The organism is Sphaerisporangium sp. NPDC005288, assembly GCF_040607475.1.
In the GTDB taxonomy this organism is placed as follows: domain Bacteria; phylum Actinomycetota; class Actinomycetes; order Streptosporangiales; family Streptosporangiaceae; genus Sphaerisporangium; species Sphaerisporangium rhizosphaerae.
Window position 1 is genome coordinate 145,053 of record NZ_JBEXGT010000011.1, and the last position, 17,996, is coordinate 163,048.

Here is a 17,996-nt window from a genome sequence, read left to right on the forward strand (position 1 = left end):
GGAACGACCGATCCTAGAAGGTAAGCCCCTGATGCGAACCCTCACCCGCCTGATCCTGCCGATGGTCATGGTGACCGCCACGACCGCTACCGGATGCGCGGGTGAGGGCCCGCGGCTGGCACTCGGCCAGGATCCGAAGACCGGCGAGACCGTCGCGATCACGGTGGCGCTGCCCAACACCCGCGCCCACCGCTCGTACTCCCTCGGCAGCTGGGTCATGTGCCTGGACCGGCCCGGCTCGGTCACCATCGACAGAATCGACCTGATCAAGCCACAGGGCGGCATGGTGTTGCAGGCGTTCTCCTCCCGGCCGCAGAGCCGTACGCACGAGATGCTCGGCAACGCCGAGCAGCCTCTGACGGAACTCGGCTTCCCTGCCCGCAGTCCCGCCGTCACCACCCCGTGCGCCGAGGAAGAACGGAACACCGTCCACACGGAACTCGGCCTTCAGTACGGCAAGACCGGCGACGCCACTGCGAGCGCCGAAGGCGTGCACCTCACCTACACCTCCGCCGGCCGGCAACGCACTGTTGACTTCTCGCTGACCGTCGAGCTGTGCGCGCCCGGTGACATGATCACCCGCCGGTGTGAAGACATGTACGAGGAGATGAGACGCGCCGAGGAGGAGTGACCATCCGAGGTCACATGGGGCCGGGCGGTCGGGGAAGGACGAGGGAGGAAGCGGAGGCGGTGAAGCGGAGGTTCTGATGCTGCTGGTGGGAACGTCGGGGTGGCAGTACAAGCACTGGCGCGACGTGCTGTACCCCGCCGGGCTGCCGCAGCGAGTGTGGCTGGAGCGGTACGCCGAGTGCTTCGGCACGGTGGAGAACAACAACGCCTTCTACCGGCTGCCGGCGCGCGAGACGTTCGAGAGCTGGCGCGACCGCACCCCGGACGGGTTCGTGATGGCGGTCAAGGCCAGCCGGTTCCTCACCCACATCAAACGGCTGAAGGACCCCGAGGAGCCGGTCCAGCGGCTGATGGACGCCGCCGAGGGCCTCGGCCCCAAGCTCGGCCCCGTCCTGGTCCAGCTCCCGCCTAACCTCAAGGCCGACCCCGAGCGGCTCGACGCCTGCCTGGCCCGCTTCCCGCGCCATGTGCGCGTGGCCGTCGAGCCGCGCCACGACTCCTGGTGGACCGGCGCGGTGCGCGAGGTCCTGACCGCCCACGACGCCGCCCTGTGCTGGGCCGACGTCCTGAGCCGCCCCGTGACCCCGCTGTGGCGTACCGCCGGGTGGGGCTACCTGCGGCTCCATCAGGGCCGCGCCCACCCCTGGCCTTCCTACGGCGATGCGTCGCTGCGCTCGTGGCTGCACCGGCTGGGCGAACGGTGGACCCCCGGGGACGACGTCTACGTGTACTTCAACAACGACCCCGTCGGCGCCGCCGTCCGCAACGCCGTCCGCTTCGCCGACCTGGCCCGCGCCGAGGGGCTCCCCGTCACCCCCACCCCACCGGCACCGCCCTCCTGACCCACCCCAGCGCCGCCGGTGCGGTGACCGACCACCTTCACCGCGTGCGACCCTCCACCCTCGCCAGGTACCGCCAGTACGGTAACCGACCACCTTCACCGCGTGCGGCCCTCCACCCTCGCCAGGTACCGCCAGTGCGGTGACCGACCACCTTCACCGCGTGCGACCCTCCACCCTCGCCAGGTGCTGTAGTGATCGGCGCCGGGTCGGCGGGTCGTGGTAACGGCGAAGCCGGCGCCTACCACGGCGCCAAGCCGTGATCGTTTCGCGGTCACAGCACTGGCAGCACCGGCCGGTCGCGTCTCCGACCGGTCACGGAATTCGCGATCACCCTGACGGCGGCCGACCAGATTTGTCAGTATCCGCTCATGTCCCGGTCTCGCCGTCGCCTCATGGTCACCGCCGCGGCCTGCCTGTCCCTGCTCGGGCTCGGCACGGTCGTCGTCATGGTCCTGGTCAGGCTCGACCTCGGCGAGAAACTGCACCTCGGGGACGCGGCCGGCGTGCTGCTCACGACGGTCGCGCTCGTGGTGCCGCTGGTCCTGTGGCTCAGGCGGGCGTGGGCGGCCGGGCCGCCCGAGGACGTCGCCGAGGCCAAGCGGGTGCTCGCGGAGCTGGTGCACGACCGGTGGGCCGAGGAGCGGGCGATCCGCGCGCAGGGGGCGCCGGCCATCCCGGTCCCCTGGCACCTGACCCGGCGCACCACGACGATGGACCACGCCCGGCTGGTCGCCGACGGCGACATCTCCGGCGACGCGGCCGACGACGAGTGGCTCGTGGCGACGTTCCGCGCCCTGCGCCGGCGTCGCCTGGTGATCACCGGCGGCGCGGGCACGGGGAAGACCACGCTGGCCGTCCGGCTTCTGCTGCTGCTCATCGAGACCCGCACCTCCGAGGAGCCGGTACCGGTACCGGTGTCGCTCGCCGACTGGGACGTCGAGGTCCACCCGCGCCTGCACGACTGGCTGGCCGAGCGGCTGCGCACGGACTACGGGGTGGCGCGGGGCCGGGGAAAGGGCGCGGACGGCGCCGACCTGCTGGTGCGGCGCGGCCACGTCCTGCCGGTCCTGGACGGCCTGGACGAACTCCCCGAGCCGGCCCGGCCCCGGGTGATCGCCGCCCTGAACAGAACGCTGGCAGAGCGCGACCAGATGATCCTCACCTCCCGGACCGACGAGTACGGCGACGCCGTCAAGAAGTCCGGCCGGGTGCTGAAGGGCGCCGCGGTCATCGCCCCCAAGGCGCTCGCCCCCAAGGTCGCGATCGGTTACCTGACCGACGACCTGCCACCGGACCGCACCCCGGCCTGGGATCGTACGCTGCGCGCGATGGAGAACGGCGAGGCGCCCGCGCTCGCCGCGGCGACCAGGACCGCGCTCGGGCTGTGGCTCGTGCGCACCGTCTACATCGAGCGGGGCGCCGATCCCACACCCCTGGCGACCGTCTACGCGGGCGACGCCGCCGCGCTGCGCGCGCACCTGCTCGACGAGCTCATTCCCGCCCTGCTCGACCGGCCGCCCGCGCGGCCGCCCGCCGACGACCCTTTCCGGCCGCGCCACACCTGGGACCCGGTCAAGGTGCGCCGATGGCTGTCGTTCCTGGCCCGGCTGTCGACGGCTCACGGCACGCGTGAGGTGGCCTGGTGGCGTATCGCGCGGCAGGCGGCCACCCCGCCGGGACGAAAGCGACCGGCCTGGCCCGTCCGGGGATGGGCCATCTCCTGGACCGGCATCCTGTACGGCCTGCCCGCCGCGCTGCCTCCGCTCGCGACCGGCCACGCTCCGCTCGGGCTGGCCCTGTGGTTCGCCTACGGCCTGGGCACGGCGTCGGTGGCCTCGGACACTCCGGCCTTCTCCCGCCCGACGCTCGCGGACCACCTCGCCCGACTGGTACGCGAGCAGATCAGGCCCTTCCGGCTCGCCATGCTGTCCATTCCCGGCATGGGCCTGCCGATGGGAGTCGTCACCGGAGCGGTCTATGGGTTCTGGGAGGGGGTCGGCATGGCGGTGATGACCACGACCGGCCTCTGGCTGACGATCGCCGGCCCGCGGCCCGAGGAGTCGGACGAGGAACGACCGCCTCGGTTCACCAGCGCCCTCACCCCGATGGCGGTGTGGCGGGCCAACCGGGCGCTGACCGGCATGCGGCTGGTCACCGGGCTGCTCCTCGGCACGGCGCTGGCCCTCGGCGCCGGCTGGGTGCTGCGGCAGATGGGCGGCGAACCGGGCGACCGGCTGCGCGAGCTGGGCCTCGGCCTGCTCGTGGGCGGCATGCTCGCCACGGTGACGCAGCGGGGACGGCGGGCCTGGGCGGCCACTGTGTTCGCCCTGCCGCTGCTCGCCGCGACCGGCCGGCTGCCGCTGCGCCTGATGACGTTCCTGGACGACATGCACAAGACCGGCCTGCTACGCGCCGTAGGCCCCCTCTACCAGTTCCGCCACGCCGAACTCCACGACCACCTCGCCCGCGTCTCCCCCGACGCCACGCGTTCGGCCGTGTCCTGATCCCCGAGGAGGCGGCTACCGACGCTGTGTCTGCCGGAGCGCGCCGCTCATCCGGTCACCCGGCGCTCGCGCCCTCATGCGGGTCTCCGGGGGCCGATCAGGGGAAAGGTTCGCATGCGATGCCGGTCGCCCCGCCCGCGCGCCGGCCGGCGTCCTGAGCCGGCGGCGCGGACCACGCGGGGACGCGCCAGCGGGCCCAGACCGTCTTGCCGACGACGCCGGAACGCGTGGTGACGCCGCATTCGGCGGCCAGGGCCTCGACGATGGCCAGGCCGCGGCCGTGGACGGCCTCCACGCCCAGGTCCAGCCGGCGCGGCCGTCCGCAACCATGGTCGGTGACCTCGACCCGAAGCTCGTCGCCGCGTGCCGACAGGGCCAGCCCTATCGGCGGCGCGCCGTAGGCCAGCGCGTTCGCCAGCAACTCACCGGTCGCCAGCACCACGTCGTCCGCCAACGCCTGGAGCCCCCAGGACAGCAGGGTCTCCCGCACCATGCCGCGCGCCTTGCCGGCCATCGACAGGTCGTGCGGCAGCTCCCAGTGGACGACGCGGGCGTCCGGCGTGCTGTCGGGCATGTTCGCTCCTCGGGGTGGACGCGGCGCGGGCGGGAGGACGGTAGGCCAGGGCGGCAGGCTCACGGTCCGCCCTGGTGACTGGGAGTGACCAGTGGGCGGAGGCGGCGGGATGGCGGGGTGCGCCTGCGGGGACGGCGGGTGCCCCGGTGACGGGGATGAGGCGGCTCCGGTACGACCAGGCCGCTCGGCCTCGCGCATGAGTGCGCTGAGTTCGTCGACCGCGCGGGACTGGACGATCAGGGGCCCGGGTGTCCCCCAGATGGCCACGGCGTAGAAGCACCGGGCGCCCACCCCGTACCAGACCGCCCAGGCCGGTTCCTGTCGGTCGAGTCGCCGGGCGGCGGCCCGCTTCGCCGGATCCCACACCCCCGGCTGGACCTGGTTCACAGGAGCCCCCACCCGATGCCTGCCACCCCGGCCCGTCCCGATCTCACGCGCTGCCATTCCACCCCCTGACAGGTACGGCCAAGATCGCCCCGCGGTGCTGTCGTCCCGGTGACAAACCCCTAACCGGCTGCGGCGGCGGCTGGTGGTCGAATCCGGGCCGTCCCCCACTCCGACAGCCATTCTTATCTCCTTATATTTGGACATAATGGACGACCTTTTGACACCCCTATATGGGACGCCCAATTGGCCGAGCGGACGGGCATCGCCCTTGCCGCCCAGCCCCTCGAACCGCTTCACAGCGTGCTCCCGACCGGCTACTTTGTGCAGCGAAAGACGGGCCACATAGCCGGACGCTTTGTACTGCCGCTGTGCTCGCCGTGCTGAAGGAGTAGCGCATTCCACCCGACGGAGCCGTCATGCCCATTCCTCTCGACCCCGATCCAACAGAGCGGCCGCTGGCCTTTCTGGGCGCCCAAATGCGCAAGCACCGACTGCGGTGCGACTTCACCCAGGACCGCCTGGCGCGGATCATCCAGTTCAGCCAGAGCCTCGTCGGGTTCATCGAGCGCGGCGAGCGCACCCCGAGCCAGAACTTCATGCAGCGCTACGACGACGCCGTGGACGCCGGCGGCGAGCTCGTCCGCCTCTGGGCGCAACTGACCCGAGGCGCGAGCCCCCGCTGGTTCCGCGATTGGCTCGAGGTCGAACAGGAAGCCCACACCCTGCACAGCTGGGAGCCCCTGGTCGTGCCGGGCCTCCTGCAGACCGAGGACTACGCCCGAGTCGTCATCCGCGGTGAACCTGGTATCAGCGAGGAACGCGTGGAAACTGCGGTCCAGGCGCGAATGGATCGACAAAATATCTTGGTGCGCTCCAATTGCCCCATCCTTTGGGTGGTGCTGGACGAGGGCGTCCTCTGCCGTCCTATTGGCGGAAAGAAGGTGATGAGTCTTCAGCTCGAACGCCTCTTGGAAGCGGCCGAGTCACCTAGGGTCAGCGTCCAGATCATCCCCCTGAGCCTCGGGGCGACCACCGGCACCTCCGGCGGATTTATCATCGCGCAACTTCCCGGAGGTGCGGATACGGTATATATCGAGTCCGCGACTCACGGGCACGTGACCAACCGGCCATAAGATGTCGAGGCCATCCGCGCTCGATACGACAGAATTCGAGCCGACTCACACCCGCAACATGTCTCTATCAAGTTGATCAGAGAGGCGCAGGCAGCATGGACGTGAACGAAGAACTGAAGGTGGCAGCCTGGCGCAAGGCCACCAAGAGCGCGTCCAACCAGGGAAACTGCCTGGAAGTGGCTCCGCTGTCCGGGGGGCGGGTCGGGCTGCGGGACACCGAGGCCCCCGAGAAGGCCCCCTTCGTCGTCAGCGCGAGCGTCTGGGACGCCTTCATCGACGGTGCCAAGAACGGCGACTTCGACTTCTAGCCCGCCACGCCACATAGCGCCGTCCCGGTCATGAAGCCTCCGCATGAGGTGTCGCGAGCTTGCGCGCTCGCACCTCCGCCGGGGGTTTCTCCATCGCGGCCTCTTTTTCGGAATCCGATCGCAAGGGGAGACCCGAAGCCCGGCGCCGCTCTCGCGCCCGCTGCTTCACCGCATCCCAGGCCGCTGCACTTATGCATACTCCCTGCTCGCTCGTTGTGGTCTCAACCTTGGCAGGTGATCGACAGCAAGAGAGGGCCATTCTGGTGACAGGAGCAAGCGGGCGATCCGATGAAGAGGTGAAGTCTCCGCGCCGCAGGTCGCGGGCCTCCCGGTTGCGGTCGCGTAACTCGTCGGCTGCGCCGACCTGAGCGGTCAGGTCAGGACCCCGGGCCGGACGCGGCAACTCTGATGAGCGCTCGGAGGCGGCGGATAGTAGAGGGCCGCGGTTGACCTTCGGGTGGGGCGAGGGTGCAGGGTCGGTGCCGTGAGCGAGAGCGTGGAGCTTCACACCGTCGGCCGCATCGCGCGGCGTACCGGCCTGTCGGTGCACACCATCCGGTTCTGGTCGGACATCGGCGTCGTGCCACCGACGGTGCGTTCGGCCGGCGGGTACCGCCTGTACGACGCGGCGGCCGTCGCCCGGTTCGACCTCGTCCGGACGCTCCGCGACCTCGGCATCGGCCTGGAGACCGTCCAGGCGATCCTGACGAACCAGGTTTCGGTCGCCGAGGTCGCCAAGGCGCACGTCCGCGCCCTCGACGCCGAGATCCGCACCCTGAGACTGCGCCGCGCCGTGCTGAACGGCATCGCGGAGCGCGGCGGCACCGCAGAGGAGACCGTGATGACGCACAGACTCGCCCGGCTGTCGGCCGCCGAACGGCAGCGGGTCATCGACGATTTCGTGGCGGAGATCTTCGCCGGGATCGGCCCGCGGGAGGATGCCTTGATCGTCGCGGAGTGGATGCGGGAGCTTCCCGCCGAGTTGCCCGACGACCCGGACGCCCGCCAGATCGACGCGTGGCTGGAGTTGGGCGAGCTGGTCGCCGACGAGGGCTTCCGGACCCGGCTGCGGCGCATCGTCCTGGACGGGGTCTTCGGGCCGCCGATCGAGGACGGCTTCGACCTGAGGCGGCGGGTGCTGGAGGAGGCCGGCCACGCCCTGGCCGAAGGGGTCGCGCCCGAGACGGCGGCGGGCAAAGACGTCCTGGACCGCGTCGTCGGGCCGGACCTGCCGGCGGCGGAACGGGCCGAGTTGCGCGACCGCCTCCGGACGCTCGCCGACGTCCAGGTCGAGCGCTACTGGCACCTGCTCGCCGTCCTCAACGGCCGCGAGCCCGGCCCGTCGGTCATCCCCGCGTTCGACTGGCTCATCGCCGCCCTGCACACCCACGGCTGACCCCCGACGGAGCCGCGCTGACATTGCCCGCAGTCACCTCGTCGCGGTGATGATCTCGCTGTCGGGTTCCTCTTTCAGCGGGTCGGTGCTCGTGGTGGCGGATGCTGTCGTGAGCAAGTGCGGTTGTCGATCACTCCAAATTCGTTGGACGTCTGCCGGACATTTTGCGAGCATCCGCACGGTGACCGATGAAGCCGATCGACAGACGTCGTTCTCCACCAGTTCGAAGCAAGTACGCTTTGTCGAGTTGTCGCGCACTGCGATGTCCGCTCTGCTCGATGGGGACCTGGCCGCAGCCAGCAACACGGCCGGGGTCGCTCTGACCGAGTACTTCGTGACAGACAGAGCACGGTGGCTGTGGCGGTTTCGGATCGACCAGATGGCCGCCGATCCCCGCCACGCACAGTGGATGGTGCGGCAGGCGGTGACCGGGCCTGAAGGTGTCGTCATCGGTCATGCCGGGTTTCACGGACCGCCCGATGAGGCGGGCATGGTAGAGATCGGCTACGCGGTTGCTCCTGACTTCCGTCGCCAGGGGTATGGCCGAGCCATCCTGATCGAGTTGCTGCGTCGGGCCGCGGCCGAACCGGCGGTCAAGACCGTACGGGCGACCATTAGTCCCGATAATGTGGCGTCCCTGGCCACGATCGCCGGCTTCGGCTTCGTCGAGGTCGGAGAACACTGGGACGAAGAGGACGGTCTCGGACTCATCTTCGAAGTCCCTGTCAACCGCAGCCGCTAAGGCTGTACGGAGTTCGAATCTTCGGATGGGTCAGAGGCTTCGGATCAACAAGATGGCTCCGCGTAGGTGGAGGCCGGCTAGGTAGCTGCCGGGTGTCCTGTCAAAGCGGAAGGCCGGCCCGCGCCACTCTTTGCCCCTGTTGATGCCTTCTACGACTGAGCGACGGCGGCCAGGTTCACCACGCGGACGCCGCCGTCCTGCGTCCAGAAGCTGACACCGCTGCCTGGCGGGCGCCCGGACTGATGGAAGATCCAACGGATATGGTCCTGAGGTCTGGAATCCCTGGGAGGGGCACGGCCGCGAACGCTCACGCCACCATCGGGTTCACAGCGCGCGCCTCTGACCGGGCTCGCGTTCAGCCTCCTGGAGTCGCTGCCACTTCACCATCGACTGCTTGATCTCCTCGCGTACGAACGCGAAGAACCGTCGAGTCTCGTCCAGCCGCCGTCCGGCGGGAGAGTCGGGACCCAGGACCGCGATGCCCTCGCCGGCGCCTTCCTGCAGCCGGGCCAGCACCGGGTCGGACTGGCTGACGTAGTGGCTCCAGGTGTGCTCGTGGACGCGGCAGAAGTCGTGTCGGCCACCGGGTTCGCGACCGCGTTCGACCAGTCGCACCTGCACCAGGTACTTGACCGCCCCCGAGATCGCTGACGCGCCGACGCCCAGTCGCTCGGCGAGTTCGGCGGCCGACAGCTTGCCGGAGTCGGTGACCAGCAGTGCGGCGTACACGCGCGCGGCCATCCGGGGCATGCCGGATTCGACCATGATCTGAGCGAACCGTTCCTGGTAGCCGGCGATGGCGTTCTCATCCGCTTGTGTCACCGAAGCTCCCTGTCTGCCGTTGACGATCGAAAGTGTTCGCGAACTTCACGAAATTCGTGAAATAGGTCTAGTGTAGCTGTGTGAGAGACACCGAACTCGTCGGAGTGCAACAGACCCTAAGCCCCGTCCTCAGGGCCAAAGCGCTGGACAACCGACTACCGGACCCGATTCTCGGTGACAGGTACGCCGAGCAGGCGATGCGCCGCCTCGACCCCGGCTACGACAAGCGCAGATTCGGCACCAGCCAGATGGGCCTCGCCGCCGTGGTGCGCGCCAAGGCCCACGACGACTGGGCGCGAAGCTTCCTCGCCGATCACCCTGACGCGGTGGTGCTGCACCTGGGCTGCGGCCTCGACGCCCGGGTGTACCGGATGGACCCGCCCGCCACCGTCGACTGGTACGACCTGGACTACCACTCCGTCATCGACCTGCGGCGGCGGTTCCTGCCGCCACGCGAGCACTACACCCTGATCGACTCCGGTGTCACCGACCTGACCTGGCTGGAACGCATTCCCCGCGGCCGGCCGGTGCTGATGATCGCCGAGGGATTGGTGCCCTATCTGACCGAGACCGACGTCCGGCGGCTGCTGATCAGCGTCGTCGATGCCTTTCCCGCCGGACAGATACAGTTCGACACGGTGTCGGTCTGGGCGTGGCGCACCTCGAAATGGCATCCCGTGCTGCGCAAGTACGGCACCCAGTTCCACTGCGGCTTCAACGACCCGGCGGAGCCGGCCGATTGGCACCCGCGGCTCGAATACGTCGATGAGGCGCCGATGTCCGACTCGCCGGTGCTGATGGCCAAGGCGCCCGCGAACGTACGCCGCATGTACCGCGTCCTAAATGCGCTGCCGGGCATGAAGCGGTCCACCCGCATCGTGCGGTTCCGCTTCTGACACGGCCGATGGCCGTCACTGCGGCCGTTCGCCGCGTTGACCCGGTCCGCCGGCCCTCGACCCTCGGACCCCTCAGACGGGGTCAGAGCTCAGCGAGGATTCCGGTGAGGGCCTTCTTGGTCTCGGAGGCGGGGACGGCGTCGATGCACAGGCGTTCCATGACGGCCTGGTAGCGGTCGAGGTCCTCGCGCTTGTCCAGGTAGATGGCGCTGGTGAGCTGCTCCAGGTAGACCACGTCGGGCAGGTCGCGCTCGGAGAAGCGCAGGAGGCTGAACGGGCCGCCGGCCGCCGCGTGGCCGCCGGCGCTGAAGGGCATCACCTGGACGGTGATGTTCGGCGAGGCGATGGCCTCGATGAGGTGCCTGATCTGGCCGCGCATGACCTCGGCGCCGCCCAGGGGGCGGCGAAGGGCCGCCTCGTCGACGACGGCCCACAGGTGCGGAGGGGTGGCCCTGCCGAGTACCTTCTGCCGGGCCATCCGCAGGTCGACCCGCCGCTGGACCTCCTCCTCGACGCCGTCCGGGTGGCCGAGCAGGACGACGGCCCTGGCGTACTCGGGGGTCTGGAGCAGGCCGGGGACGAACTGCACCTCATAGCAGCGGATGCGGGTGGCGGCCTCTTCGAGCCCGACGTACGCCTCGAACCAGTTGGGCAGGATGTCGTCGTAGTTGTGCCACCAGCCGGGGCGGTTGGCCTGCGAGACCAGCGAGAGCAGGGCCTCACGCTCGCGCTCGTCGCTCACTCCGTACAGGGTGAGGAGGTCGGCGACGTCGCGGGCGCGGAAGCTTACCCGTCCCAGCTCCATGCGGCTGATCTTGGAGTGCGAGGCGCGGATGGAGTGCCCGGCCGCCTCCAGGGTGATGCCGCGACTCTCGCGCAGCCGGCGGAGCTGGGAGCCCAGGAGGATGCGCAGGACCGTGGAACTGCCCCGTTCCCGAGCCATCAGATTGAGCGGGGTCTCGTCCCCTTCGGCTCGGGCTGTGATCATGGCCAGTCCTTAGAAGAGCAGCAGTTCAGATTCACTTCTCGCGGTGACAGAGAAGTTCACGATACCCCCGGGCGGCCAATCCGGATATACCCCAACATCACCCTTAGGCTACGATTTCGGACACTCCGTAGCCACCGGATCGGTCAAAGTGCCAGGTCATCGAACTCGCCGTTCTTCGCCCCCTGGATGAAGGCGGCAATTTCTCCCCGACTGTAAATCAGGGCCGGACCGGAGGGATGGCGGGAGTTGCGCACGGCCACCTCGCCCCCCGGGAGCTCGGCGAGCTCGACGCAGTTGCCACTGGGGTTGCTGTAGACGCTCTTGCGCCACCGCACCCCTGAGAGCGCGGTCGCGGCCACGCCGTTGGAGATCTCGTTCATCCCTGCTCACACATCCCCGAAGCCGACAAATCTGACATCGTTCCTGAAAAGGGGCCTTCATCCTGATGGGCGCCCCAAACGGGTTGCCTTCACCCGCGAGTCAGCATACCGGTGTGCGGATGCACGTGCATCGGTACTTGCATCTGCACATCGGGCCGGGCAATATGGGCATGAGGCGTAAACCCCCCGGCGATATGCCCTAAACCCCCTGAGGCTTCCCTATGAATGGGTGCAGAACACAGCTCGCCAAACCCGCTCAGACAGGGGACGAGAGGTGGGAGGGCTGGCTCGACGAGCTGGGCCGCGCCCTTTCCTCGGGCGACTCGCGGGCCGCGTCCGGCGCCCCGGGAGACACCCCGGACGACGACGGGATCCGCCTCGAACGGTGCGAACTGCGCGGCGACCCCCAAGCGGCCCGCACCGCTCGCCGGTTCACCCGGGCCACGGTGCGCGAATGGGGCCTGGACGGCCTCGCCGACGACGCCGAACTGGTGATCGGTGAGCTGGTCATCAACGCCCTGCGGCACGGGCTCAGCAGCCGCGCCGCCGCCCCTGCCGCCCACCCGGTGCGGGTCGTGCTCGCCCACACCGGCGAGTCGCTGATCTGCGTCGTCACCGACCCGAGCGACCGCTCCCCCGCCCCCCGCCCGCCCGACGCCGACTCCGAGGGCGGGCGGGGGCTCCAGGTCGTCGCGGGCGTCAGCCACCGATGGGGCTGGGCCCCCGGCCACCCCGGCAAGGCCGTCTGGGCCGGGTTCACCCTCCCCCGCGGCACCGCGCGCCCGGCGCGGCACCTGGAGATCTGCCGCTGACGGTGCGCGCTCCCCGCCGCGGCCGGCCGCGCTCCGCCGCCCCTCCGCCACGTAGTGCCCGGAACGATGGTCGCCGTCGTGTCCGCGGCGCTACCATCGGGTTCCGGCGAGATGGGGTGTGATGACGAGGTTCCCGAAACTCGAGCCTCTCGGCTTCGATCCGACCATCCCCAACCAGGCCCGCATCTATGACTACCTCGTCGGCGGCAAGGACAACTTCGCGGCCGACCGCGAAGCCGCGCGCTGGGCTCTGTCCGTCGCTCCAGAGCTGCCCATGATGTGCCGCGAGGGGCGCCGGTTCCTCGAGCGCGTGGTGCGCCACCTCGCCGGGCGCGGCGTCCGGCAGTTCGTCGACGTCGGGTGCGGCCTTCCCACACAGGGCAACGTCCACGAGATCGCCCAGGCTGCCGCGCCGGGGTCCCGCGTGGTCTACGTCGACAACGACCCGGTGGTCGTCACGCACGCCCGGGCCCTGCTGGAGGACGAGGAGCACACGGCGGTCATCGAGGCCGACATGCGCGAACCCGATCAGGTCCTCGGCCATCCCCGCCTGAAGTCGCTGATCGACCTGGGGAGCCCGGTCGCGATCCTGCTGTTCTTCGCGCTGGACGTGATCCCCGAGGACGAGCTGGCCGCCCACATCGTCGGCCGGTTCCGCGACGCCATCGCCCCGGGCGGGTACGTGGCCATCGGCCACAGCGTCTCGGACCTGCGGCCCGAGGCCACCGCCGGGCTCGCCGACCTCTACCAGAGCCGCGGCGTGGTCACCGGCCACGCCCACAGGGAGCAGCAGCGCACCAAGGCCGACGTCGAGGGCCTGTTCGACGGCCTGTCGCTCGTCCCGCCGGGCGTGGTGTACATCCCGGCCTGGGGGGCGGACGCCGGGCAGGACACCCTCGACCCGCGCGCGATCTGGTCGGTCGGCGGCGTCGGCCGCAAAGACGCCTGACGCGACGGCCCCAGGCGCCCATCACGCCGGACCGCGCCACCGCCTGACCTGCCGGAGCGGCGGCACCGCCCGACGTGCCGGGCCGCGACGACGCCCCGCACGTCCGGGCGAGGGCGGCGGCAGCCCGGGGCCGGGCTCGGGCGGGGGGCAGGCGTACCGTGGCCAGGGACGGCACCGTCGCGCGCTCTTCCGGAGCCGACCGGCCGGGGGCGCCGCGGGGAACGGCCCCAGGGAGTCCGCCATGTCCGCTACCACCATCGCCGGCGCCCCCACCACGACCAGCCCCTCCCGGGAGCTGGCCACCGTGCTCGGCCTGGTCGCGCTGTTCGCACCGTTCGGCAGCGACATGTACCTGCCGGGACTGGCGTCGATGGCGGCCGAGCTGCGCACCGGCACGGTCGGCGCGCAGCTCACCTTCTCGGCCTTCCTGCTCGGCATGGCCGCGGGCCACCTGGCGCTGGGACGGCTGTCGGACCGCTACGGCCGCAGAGGACCGCTGCTGGCGTGCCTCGCGGTCTGCGCGGTCGCCGGGGCCGTGTGCGCGCTGGCGCCCACGATCGGCGTTCTGATCGGCGCGCGGTTCGTCCAGGGACTGACCGGCGCGGCCGGCGTCGTGATCGCCCGCGCCGTCGTGTCCGACCTCGCGCGCGGACGCCGCGCCGTCCGCGTCTTCGCCGCCCAGATGTGGGCGCTGGCCGCCGTGCCCGTCGTCGCCCCGCCGATCGGCGGGGCGCTGGTCGCGGTGGCCGGCTGGCGGGCGGTGTTCGGCGCGCTCGCCCTGCTGTCCCTGCTGATGTTCCTGGCCGCGCTGATCGCCCTTCCCGAGACGCTTCCCCTGCACGCCCGGGCGGTGAGCCCGCCGCTGCGCCGCCGCGACCTGTCCGTTCTGCGCACCCAGGGCCGCCTCGCCCCCGTCCTGGCCTTCGTCCTGGCGTTCGGGGCGCTGGCGGCCTACCTGGCCGCGGCCCCGTTCTTCCTGCGGGCTCTCGGGCTGCCTCTCGCCGGCGTCGGGCTCACCCTCGGCCTGAACGCGCTGGCGCTGGTGCTGGTCGCCGCGGTGGGCGCACGGATCGCCCACCGCTTCCGGCCGCTGGCGCAGGCGCAGGCGGGAATGGCCGTCCTGCTCGCCTGCGCCGCCGTGCTCTGGGCACTGGCGGCGACCGGATGGCTGACGGCCGACACCTGCCTGCCGCCGCTGCTGCTCGCCGTCGCGTCGCTGGGCCTGGTGCTGGGCGACACCTCGGCGGTCGCCTTCGGCCGGACGACCCGCGCCGCCGGGACCGCCGCGACCCTGACCGCCACCGCGCAGTTCGCCTTCGGCGCGCTGACGGCCCCGCTGGCCGGGGTGGCCGGCGCCCGCAGCGTCATGCCCATGGCGCTGATCATGGGTGTCTGCGCGATGGTCGCCCTGGTGGCGCTGGCCGTGAGCGAGTCGTCCATGATGCCGGGCGACCACTCGGGAACGGCAGGCATCGGTAGCGGGTATTGCGATCAACCGGAGTGACGCCCACACTCGAATCGGGCGACGCCGTGTAACAGGCGCGCGCGCACCCTTGGGGGGTGGTCCTGGTGGACGAAGGCTTCAGCACCCGGGAGACCTGGCCGTTCGAGTGCCTCCGCTGTCTTTCGGTGTGGGAGGAGGAGTACGTCGTCCGGCATCTGTCCGACAGCCACGGTAACGACGCCGACGTCTGGTTCCGCGCCGAGCTGCTGGTCCAGCCGCCGTGGTCGGGCGCCCGCTGCCCGTCGTGCGGCGACACGGGCGTGAAGACGTTCCCGCGCGGCTACCTCGCCCGGCACCCCGAGCTCCGCACCGCCCCGCCTGTCGTGCCCACGCTCTCGCCCGTCCCGCCGGCGGCCTCGCCCGCCGTGGCCGCCGCACGAACGCGCCCCGCGCGGGCCGGGCGGGCGGGCCTTCCGGCGGCGCTCGCGCGGTGGCCGGTCGCCGCCCGGGCGCGCGTCTCGGCGGCCTACGCGGTCATCGGGCTCTCGGTCGCGCTGTTCGCGAGCCTCGGGGTGTTCGAGGTCCTGCGCGCCGCCCACCGCGTGCACTGACACGCGCGGCGCCGCGCGCGGTTGAAAAAAACTTCACCGCCGGAAAGAACGCAACTGTCAACGGCGGGCCCCCTCCAGGCCCTTCCGCGACCTCCGGCGCCCCCGCCATGATCTCGAATGATTACGGACCGTTGGTACCGTTCAGAGGATCGAGTCCTAATTTGTCACTGATGTCACGGGAGATGGGCCCGGCTCGGCCCGTGCGTAACGGCGAATCAGACTTAACTTTTGCCTCATACCCCGTAAAATCCGCCGATGTGAACGATGGTCATCAGGCTCCACAGGAGCTTCCGGTCCGCGAACGCTCGTTCCGGACCAGCTCCGGCCGGCATCGGCGGCCCGTGCCCGCGCAGCTCCCTCCGGACGCGCCGGCGCTCGTGCTCGCCGCGCCCGGCACCGGCGGCGACGTCCCCGCCGCGGTCAAGACCATCGTCAGTGTGGACCATCCCCAGCTCGACGTCCGGCTGGTCCACCTGGGCGACACCAAGACCAGCCTGGCCGAGACGCTCACCGACTGCGCCGCCGACCGGCCGAAGGAGTCGCCCGCCGCGATCGTGGTCCCGCTGGTCACCGGGCCGCACCAGCAGGTGTACCGCGCCATCCGCGAGGCGGTCGCCGAGAGCGACGTCATGACGACCATCGCCGACCCGCTCGGGCCCCACCCGCTGCTCGCCGAGGCCCTGCACGTCAAGCTGTCCGACAGCGGGCTCGCGCGCGCCGACCGCATGCGCCTGTTCAACATCGCGGCCCCGGTGGACGGCATCATCGTCGCCACGGTCGGCGGCCAGGAGGCCGTGCGGGCGGCGGACGCCACGGTCGTCCTGCTGGCCGCCCGCCTCACCCTCCCGGTCGTCGCGGCCTCGCTGGACGCCCGGCCGGGCGTCGGCGACGCCGCCCAGCGGCTGCGCAACATCGGCGCCTCGCGGCTGGCGCTGGCGCCGTTCCTCATCGGCCCCGAGATCGACCCGCAGAAGATCACGGCGGCGGCCGAGTCGGTCGGAGCCGGATGCGCCGAGCCGCTCGGCGCGCACGGCGCGGTCGCCCAGCTCGTCGCCCTCAGCTACGGAAGCTCGCTCACCGGCATCGACGACTGAACCCCCTCGACGGCGGGCCAGGTGTGCACGGGATCGCCGCCGAAGGCCAGCTCGCGGTAACGCCCCAGCATGGCCGCCCGCGCGCCCGGCTCCTCGCCCAGGGCGGCCAGCGCCTCGCGCTGCCAGACGGCGCCGGTACGGCGCAGCCGGACGCGTTCGGCGATGACCGACAGATGGCGGCTCGCCTCGCCGGGGTCCACGCCCGCCGACAGCAGCCCGTCGTGCGCCACCGGCAGCAGGTCGGCGACCAGCCGGGACGCCGGGACGGTGTCGAGCCGGCCCGGCCAGGCCAGCTCGGCGTCCAGTCCGTTGCGCGCCGCCCGGTAGAAGTTGCGGTAGGCGTCGGCGAAGGGGAAGCCGCCGATCCACGCGGGCCGGGCCGCCATCGCCGTCACCAGGCCGAGCAGGAAGGCCGCGTTGGCCGCCATGTCCGCGCAGGTGGGCCCGGCCGGCAGGGCCCGCAGCTCCACCCGCAGGTGCCCTCCGTCCGCCGGGTCGTACACCGGCCGGTTCCACTGCCACACCGTGCCCTGGTGCAGGCGCAGCTCCGCCAGCTTCGGGACGCCGCCCCCGCGGGTCACCGCCAGCGGGTCCTCCTCCTCGTCCAGCACCGGGATGACCGGCTCGTACTCGCGGACGCTCTGCTCGAACACCTCACCGGCGCCGCTCTCCACCCAGCCGGACCCGAAGCAGACGCGGCCGTCCACCCGCCATGGCCGTTCCATGTCGCGGTCGTCGACCGCCGCCTCGAACAGCGCGATGCGCGTCTCCTCCCACAGGTCTCGCCCGAGGAAGGACGGGGAGTTGCCGCTGACCGCGAGCACCGGGCCGATGGCGAGCTGGGCGGCGTTGTAGACGCGGGCGAACTCCTCCGGCGCGGTGCGCAGATGCACCTGCCAGGAGGTGTTGGCGCTCTCCAGGATGACGTCCTCCACCTCCAGCTCCAGGCGCTCGTTGCCGTGGATCTGCACGCGGAACGGCTCGGCGCGCACCCGGCGGATCCCCCGGCTCATCGCGCGGTAGCGGGTCTCGTCGCTCATGGCGTCGCGGGTGAAGTCGAATTCGGTCAACGTGGGCAGGATGCCGATCGGCACCACCCGGCCGCCCTGCGATCGGGCCGCGTCGTCGACCAGGTCCATCAGCCGCCGCATCTCCTCCGTGAGCGCGCTGAACGGCTTGCCGGCCATCGGCGCCGGGGTCAGGTTGACCTCCAGGTTGAAGCTGCCCAGCTCCAGCACCACCCGGTCGTCGCCGGCGGCGTCGCGGACCTGCTTGTTGCGGCGCAGCGGGCGCCCGTCCTCGTCGATGAGGAAGAGCTCCAGCTCGGCGCCGACGGTCGCCGGCCCGGCGCCGAATCCGGGCCTGGCCAGCAACTCGCGGAGCGCGATGAGCGAATCCTTCAGGCGCTCGCCGAAACGCCCGTACTCCGCCTCGGAGAACCGCTCCTTGGCTACCTGCTGTCCCATCGTGTCGTCCCCCATGTG

At 71.2% G+C, this 17,996-nt stretch carries 18 protein-coding genes; 13 read left to right on the forward strand and 5 right to left on the reverse strand.

Features of this window, described 5'->3' with window-relative positions; genetic code table 11:
* Nucleotides 1–31 precede the first annotated feature (31 nt).
* The 3 genes from ABZU32_RS13310 to ABZU32_RS13320 all read left to right on the forward strand — a co-directional run bounded on the left by ABZU32_RS13310 (nucleotide 32) and on the right by ABZU32_RS13320 (nucleotide 3,976).
* A complete protein-coding gene (locus ABZU32_RS13310; RefSeq protein ID WP_354921295.1) occupies nucleotides 32–631 on the forward strand; it encodes a hypothetical protein in 600 nt (199 codons plus the stop codon).
* 76 nt (nucleotides 632–707) lie between these two features.
* Nucleotides 708–1,472 (forward strand): DUF72 domain-containing protein, encoded by a 765-nt coding sequence (locus tag ABZU32_RS13315; protein ID WP_354921298.1) that lies wholly within the window; start codon nucleotides 708–710, stop codon nucleotides 1,470–1,472.
* Between the two features lie 368 nt (nucleotides 1,473–1,840).
* Nucleotides 1,841–3,976 carry an NACHT domain-containing protein gene (locus ABZU32_RS13320; RefSeq protein ID WP_354921301.1) on the forward strand — a complete coding sequence of 712 codons (2,136 nt, stop codon included), beginning with the start codon at nucleotides 1,841–1,843 and terminating at the stop codon, nucleotides 3,974–3,976.
* Between the two features lie 97 nt (nucleotides 3,977–4,073).
* On the opposite strand, the gene ABZU32_RS13325 is transcribed toward ABZU32_RS13320, so the two are convergent.
* Nucleotides 4,074–4,550 carry an ATP-binding protein gene (locus ABZU32_RS13325; protein WP_354921304.1) on the reverse strand — a complete coding sequence of 159 codons (477 nt, stop codon included), beginning with the start codon at nucleotides 4,548–4,550 and terminating at the stop codon, nucleotides 4,074–4,076.
* A gap of 803 nt (nucleotides 4,551–5,353) precedes the next feature.
* Between ABZU32_RS13325 and ABZU32_RS13330 the strand changes: the two genes are divergently transcribed.
* From ABZU32_RS13330 to ABZU32_RS13345, 4 genes are all read left to right on the forward strand, one after another.
* Nucleotides 5,354–6,070, forward strand: a complete 717-nt coding sequence (locus ABZU32_RS13330) for a helix-turn-helix transcriptional regulator (protein ID WP_354921307.1) — start codon at nucleotides 5,354–5,356, stop codon at nucleotides 6,068–6,070.
* A gap of 95 nt (nucleotides 6,071–6,165) precedes the next feature.
* Nucleotides 6,166–6,378 (forward strand): DUF397 domain-containing protein, encoded by a 213-nt coding sequence (locus ABZU32_RS13335; protein ID WP_354921310.1) that lies wholly within the window; start codon nucleotides 6,166–6,168, stop codon nucleotides 6,376–6,378.
* A gap of 484 nt (nucleotides 6,379–6,862) precedes the next feature.
* Complete coding sequence (locus tag ABZU32_RS13340) at nucleotides 6,863–7,774, forward strand: MerR family transcriptional regulator (RefSeq protein ID WP_354921313.1); 912 nt, start codon at nucleotides 6,863–6,865, stop codon at nucleotides 7,772–7,774.
* Between the two features lie 49 nt (nucleotides 7,775–7,823).
* Nucleotides 7,824–8,516, forward strand: a complete 693-nt coding sequence (locus tag ABZU32_RS13345) for a GNAT family protein (RefSeq protein ID WP_354921424.1) — start codon at nucleotides 7,824–7,826, stop codon at nucleotides 8,514–8,516.
* 324 nt (nucleotides 8,517–8,840) lie between these two features.
* Here ABZU32_RS13345 and ABZU32_RS13350 read toward each other — a convergent pair whose 3' ends face one another.
* Nucleotides 8,841–9,338: a MarR family transcriptional regulator gene (locus ABZU32_RS13350; RefSeq protein WP_354921316.1), complete on the reverse strand. Its 498-nt coding sequence runs from the start codon at nucleotides 9,336–9,338 to the stop codon at nucleotides 8,841–8,843.
* An 80-nt stretch (nucleotides 9,339–9,418) separates the two neighbouring features.
* On the opposite strand from ABZU32_RS13350, the gene ABZU32_RS13355 reads away from it, so the two are divergent.
* Nucleotides 9,419–10,234: a class I SAM-dependent methyltransferase gene (locus ABZU32_RS13355; protein ID WP_354921319.1), complete on the forward strand. Its 816-nt coding sequence runs from the start codon at nucleotides 9,419–9,421 to the stop codon at nucleotides 10,232–10,234.
* Between the two features lie 82 nt (nucleotides 10,235–10,316).
* Here ABZU32_RS13355 and ABZU32_RS13360 read toward each other — a convergent pair whose 3' ends face one another.
* Complete coding sequence (locus tag ABZU32_RS13360) at nucleotides 10,317–11,222, reverse strand: helix-turn-helix transcriptional regulator (protein ID WP_354921322.1); 906 nt, start codon at nucleotides 11,220–11,222, stop codon at nucleotides 10,317–10,319.
* A 143-nt stretch (nucleotides 11,223–11,365) separates the two neighbouring features.
* Nucleotides 11,366–11,602 (reverse strand): DUF397 domain-containing protein, encoded by a 237-nt coding sequence (locus tag ABZU32_RS13365; protein WP_354849167.1) that lies wholly within the window; start codon nucleotides 11,600–11,602, stop codon nucleotides 11,366–11,368.
* Between the two features lie 221 nt (nucleotides 11,603–11,823).
* On the opposite strand from ABZU32_RS13365, the gene ABZU32_RS13370 reads away from it, so the two are divergent.
* The 5 genes from ABZU32_RS13370 (at nucleotide 11,824) to ABZU32_RS13390 (ending at nucleotide 16,512) form a co-directional block, all read left to right on the forward strand.
* The gene (locus tag ABZU32_RS13370) at nucleotides 11,824–12,414 is read left to right on the forward strand and encodes an ATP-binding protein (protein WP_354849169.1); all 591 of its coding nucleotides are present in this window, start codon (nucleotides 11,824–11,826) and stop codon (nucleotides 12,412–12,414) included.
* 121 nt (nucleotides 12,415–12,535) lie between these two features.
* Nucleotides 12,536–13,363, forward strand: coding sequence for an SAM-dependent methyltransferase (locus ABZU32_RS13375; RefSeq protein ID WP_354849172.1), 828 nt, complete (start codon nucleotides 12,536–12,538; stop codon nucleotides 13,361–13,363).
* Between the two features lie 241 nt (nucleotides 13,364–13,604).
* The gene (locus ABZU32_RS13380; RefSeq protein WP_354921325.1) at nucleotides 13,605–14,867 is read left to right on the forward strand and encodes a Bcr/CflA family efflux MFS transporter; all 1,263 of its coding nucleotides are present in this window, start codon (nucleotides 13,605–13,607) and stop codon (nucleotides 14,865–14,867) included.
* A 65-nt stretch (nucleotides 14,868–14,932) separates the two neighbouring features.
* Nucleotides 14,933–15,418 (forward strand): hypothetical protein, encoded by a 486-nt coding sequence (locus tag ABZU32_RS13385; protein ID WP_354921328.1) that lies wholly within the window; start codon nucleotides 14,933–14,935, stop codon nucleotides 15,416–15,418.
* 257 nt (nucleotides 15,419–15,675) lie between these two features.
* Nucleotides 15,676–16,512 (forward strand): hypothetical protein, encoded by an 837-nt coding sequence (locus ABZU32_RS13390; protein ID WP_354849180.1) that lies wholly within the window; start codon nucleotides 15,676–15,678, stop codon nucleotides 16,510–16,512.
* On the opposite strand, the gene ABZU32_RS13395 is transcribed toward ABZU32_RS13390, so the two are convergent.
* Nucleotides 16,479–17,978 (reverse strand): glutamate--cysteine ligase, encoded by a 1,500-nt coding sequence (locus tag ABZU32_RS13395; RefSeq protein WP_354921331.1) that lies wholly within the window; start codon nucleotides 17,976–17,978, stop codon nucleotides 16,479–16,481. The genes ABZU32_RS13390 and ABZU32_RS13395 overlap by 34 nt on opposite strands.
* Nucleotides 17,979–17,996: the final 18 nt, after the last annotated feature.

Excerpts from the sequence above, each read along its gene's own strand:
- ABZU32_RS13395 (WP_354921331.1), bottom strand. The coding sequence starts at position 17,978 with ATGGGACAGCAGGTAGCCAAGGAGCGGTTCTCCGAGGCGGAGTACGGG.
- ABZU32_RS13380 (WP_354921325.1), top strand. The coding sequence starts at position 13,605 with ATGTCCGCTACCACCATCGCCGGCGCCCCCACCACGACCAGCCCCTCC.
- ABZU32_RS13330 (WP_354921307.1), top strand. The coding sequence starts at position 5,354 with ATGCCCATTCCTCTCGACCCCGATCCAACAGAGCGGCCGCTGGCCTTT.
- ABZU32_RS13365 (WP_354849167.1), bottom strand. The coding sequence starts at position 11,602 with ATGAACGAGATCTCCAACGGCGTGGCCGCGACCGCGCTCTCAGGGGTG.
- ABZU32_RS13310 (WP_354921295.1), top strand. The coding sequence starts at position 32 with ATGCGAACCCTCACCCGCCTGATCCTGCCGATGGTCATGGTGACCGCC.
- ABZU32_RS13335 (WP_354921310.1), top strand. The coding sequence starts at position 6,166 with ATGGACGTGAACGAAGAACTGAAGGTGGCAGCCTGGCGCAAGGCCACC.
- ABZU32_RS13375 (WP_354849172.1), top strand. The coding sequence starts at position 12,536 with ATGACGAGGTTCCCGAAACTCGAGCCTCTCGGCTTCGATCCGACCATC.
- ABZU32_RS13325 (WP_354921304.1), bottom strand. The coding sequence starts at position 4,550 with ATGCCCGACAGCACGCCGGACGCCCGCGTCGTCCACTGGGAGCTGCCG.
- ABZU32_RS13345 (WP_354921424.1), top strand. The coding sequence starts at position 7,824 with ATGATCTCGCTGTCGGGTTCCTCTTTCAGCGGGTCGGTGCTCGTGGTG.
- ABZU32_RS13315 (WP_354921298.1), top strand. The coding sequence starts at position 708 with ATGCTGCTGGTGGGAACGTCGGGGTGGCAGTACAAGCACTGGCGCGAC.
- ABZU32_RS13320 (WP_354921301.1), top strand. The coding sequence starts at position 1,841 with ATGTCCCGGTCTCGCCGTCGCCTCATGGTCACCGCCGCGGCCTGCCTG.
- ABZU32_RS13370 (WP_354849169.1), top strand. The coding sequence starts at position 11,824 with ATGAATGGGTGCAGAACACAGCTCGCCAAACCCGCTCAGACAGGGGAC.
- ABZU32_RS13360 (WP_354921322.1), bottom strand. The coding sequence starts at position 11,222 with ATGATCACAGCCCGAGCCGAAGGGGACGAGACCCCGCTCAATCTGATG.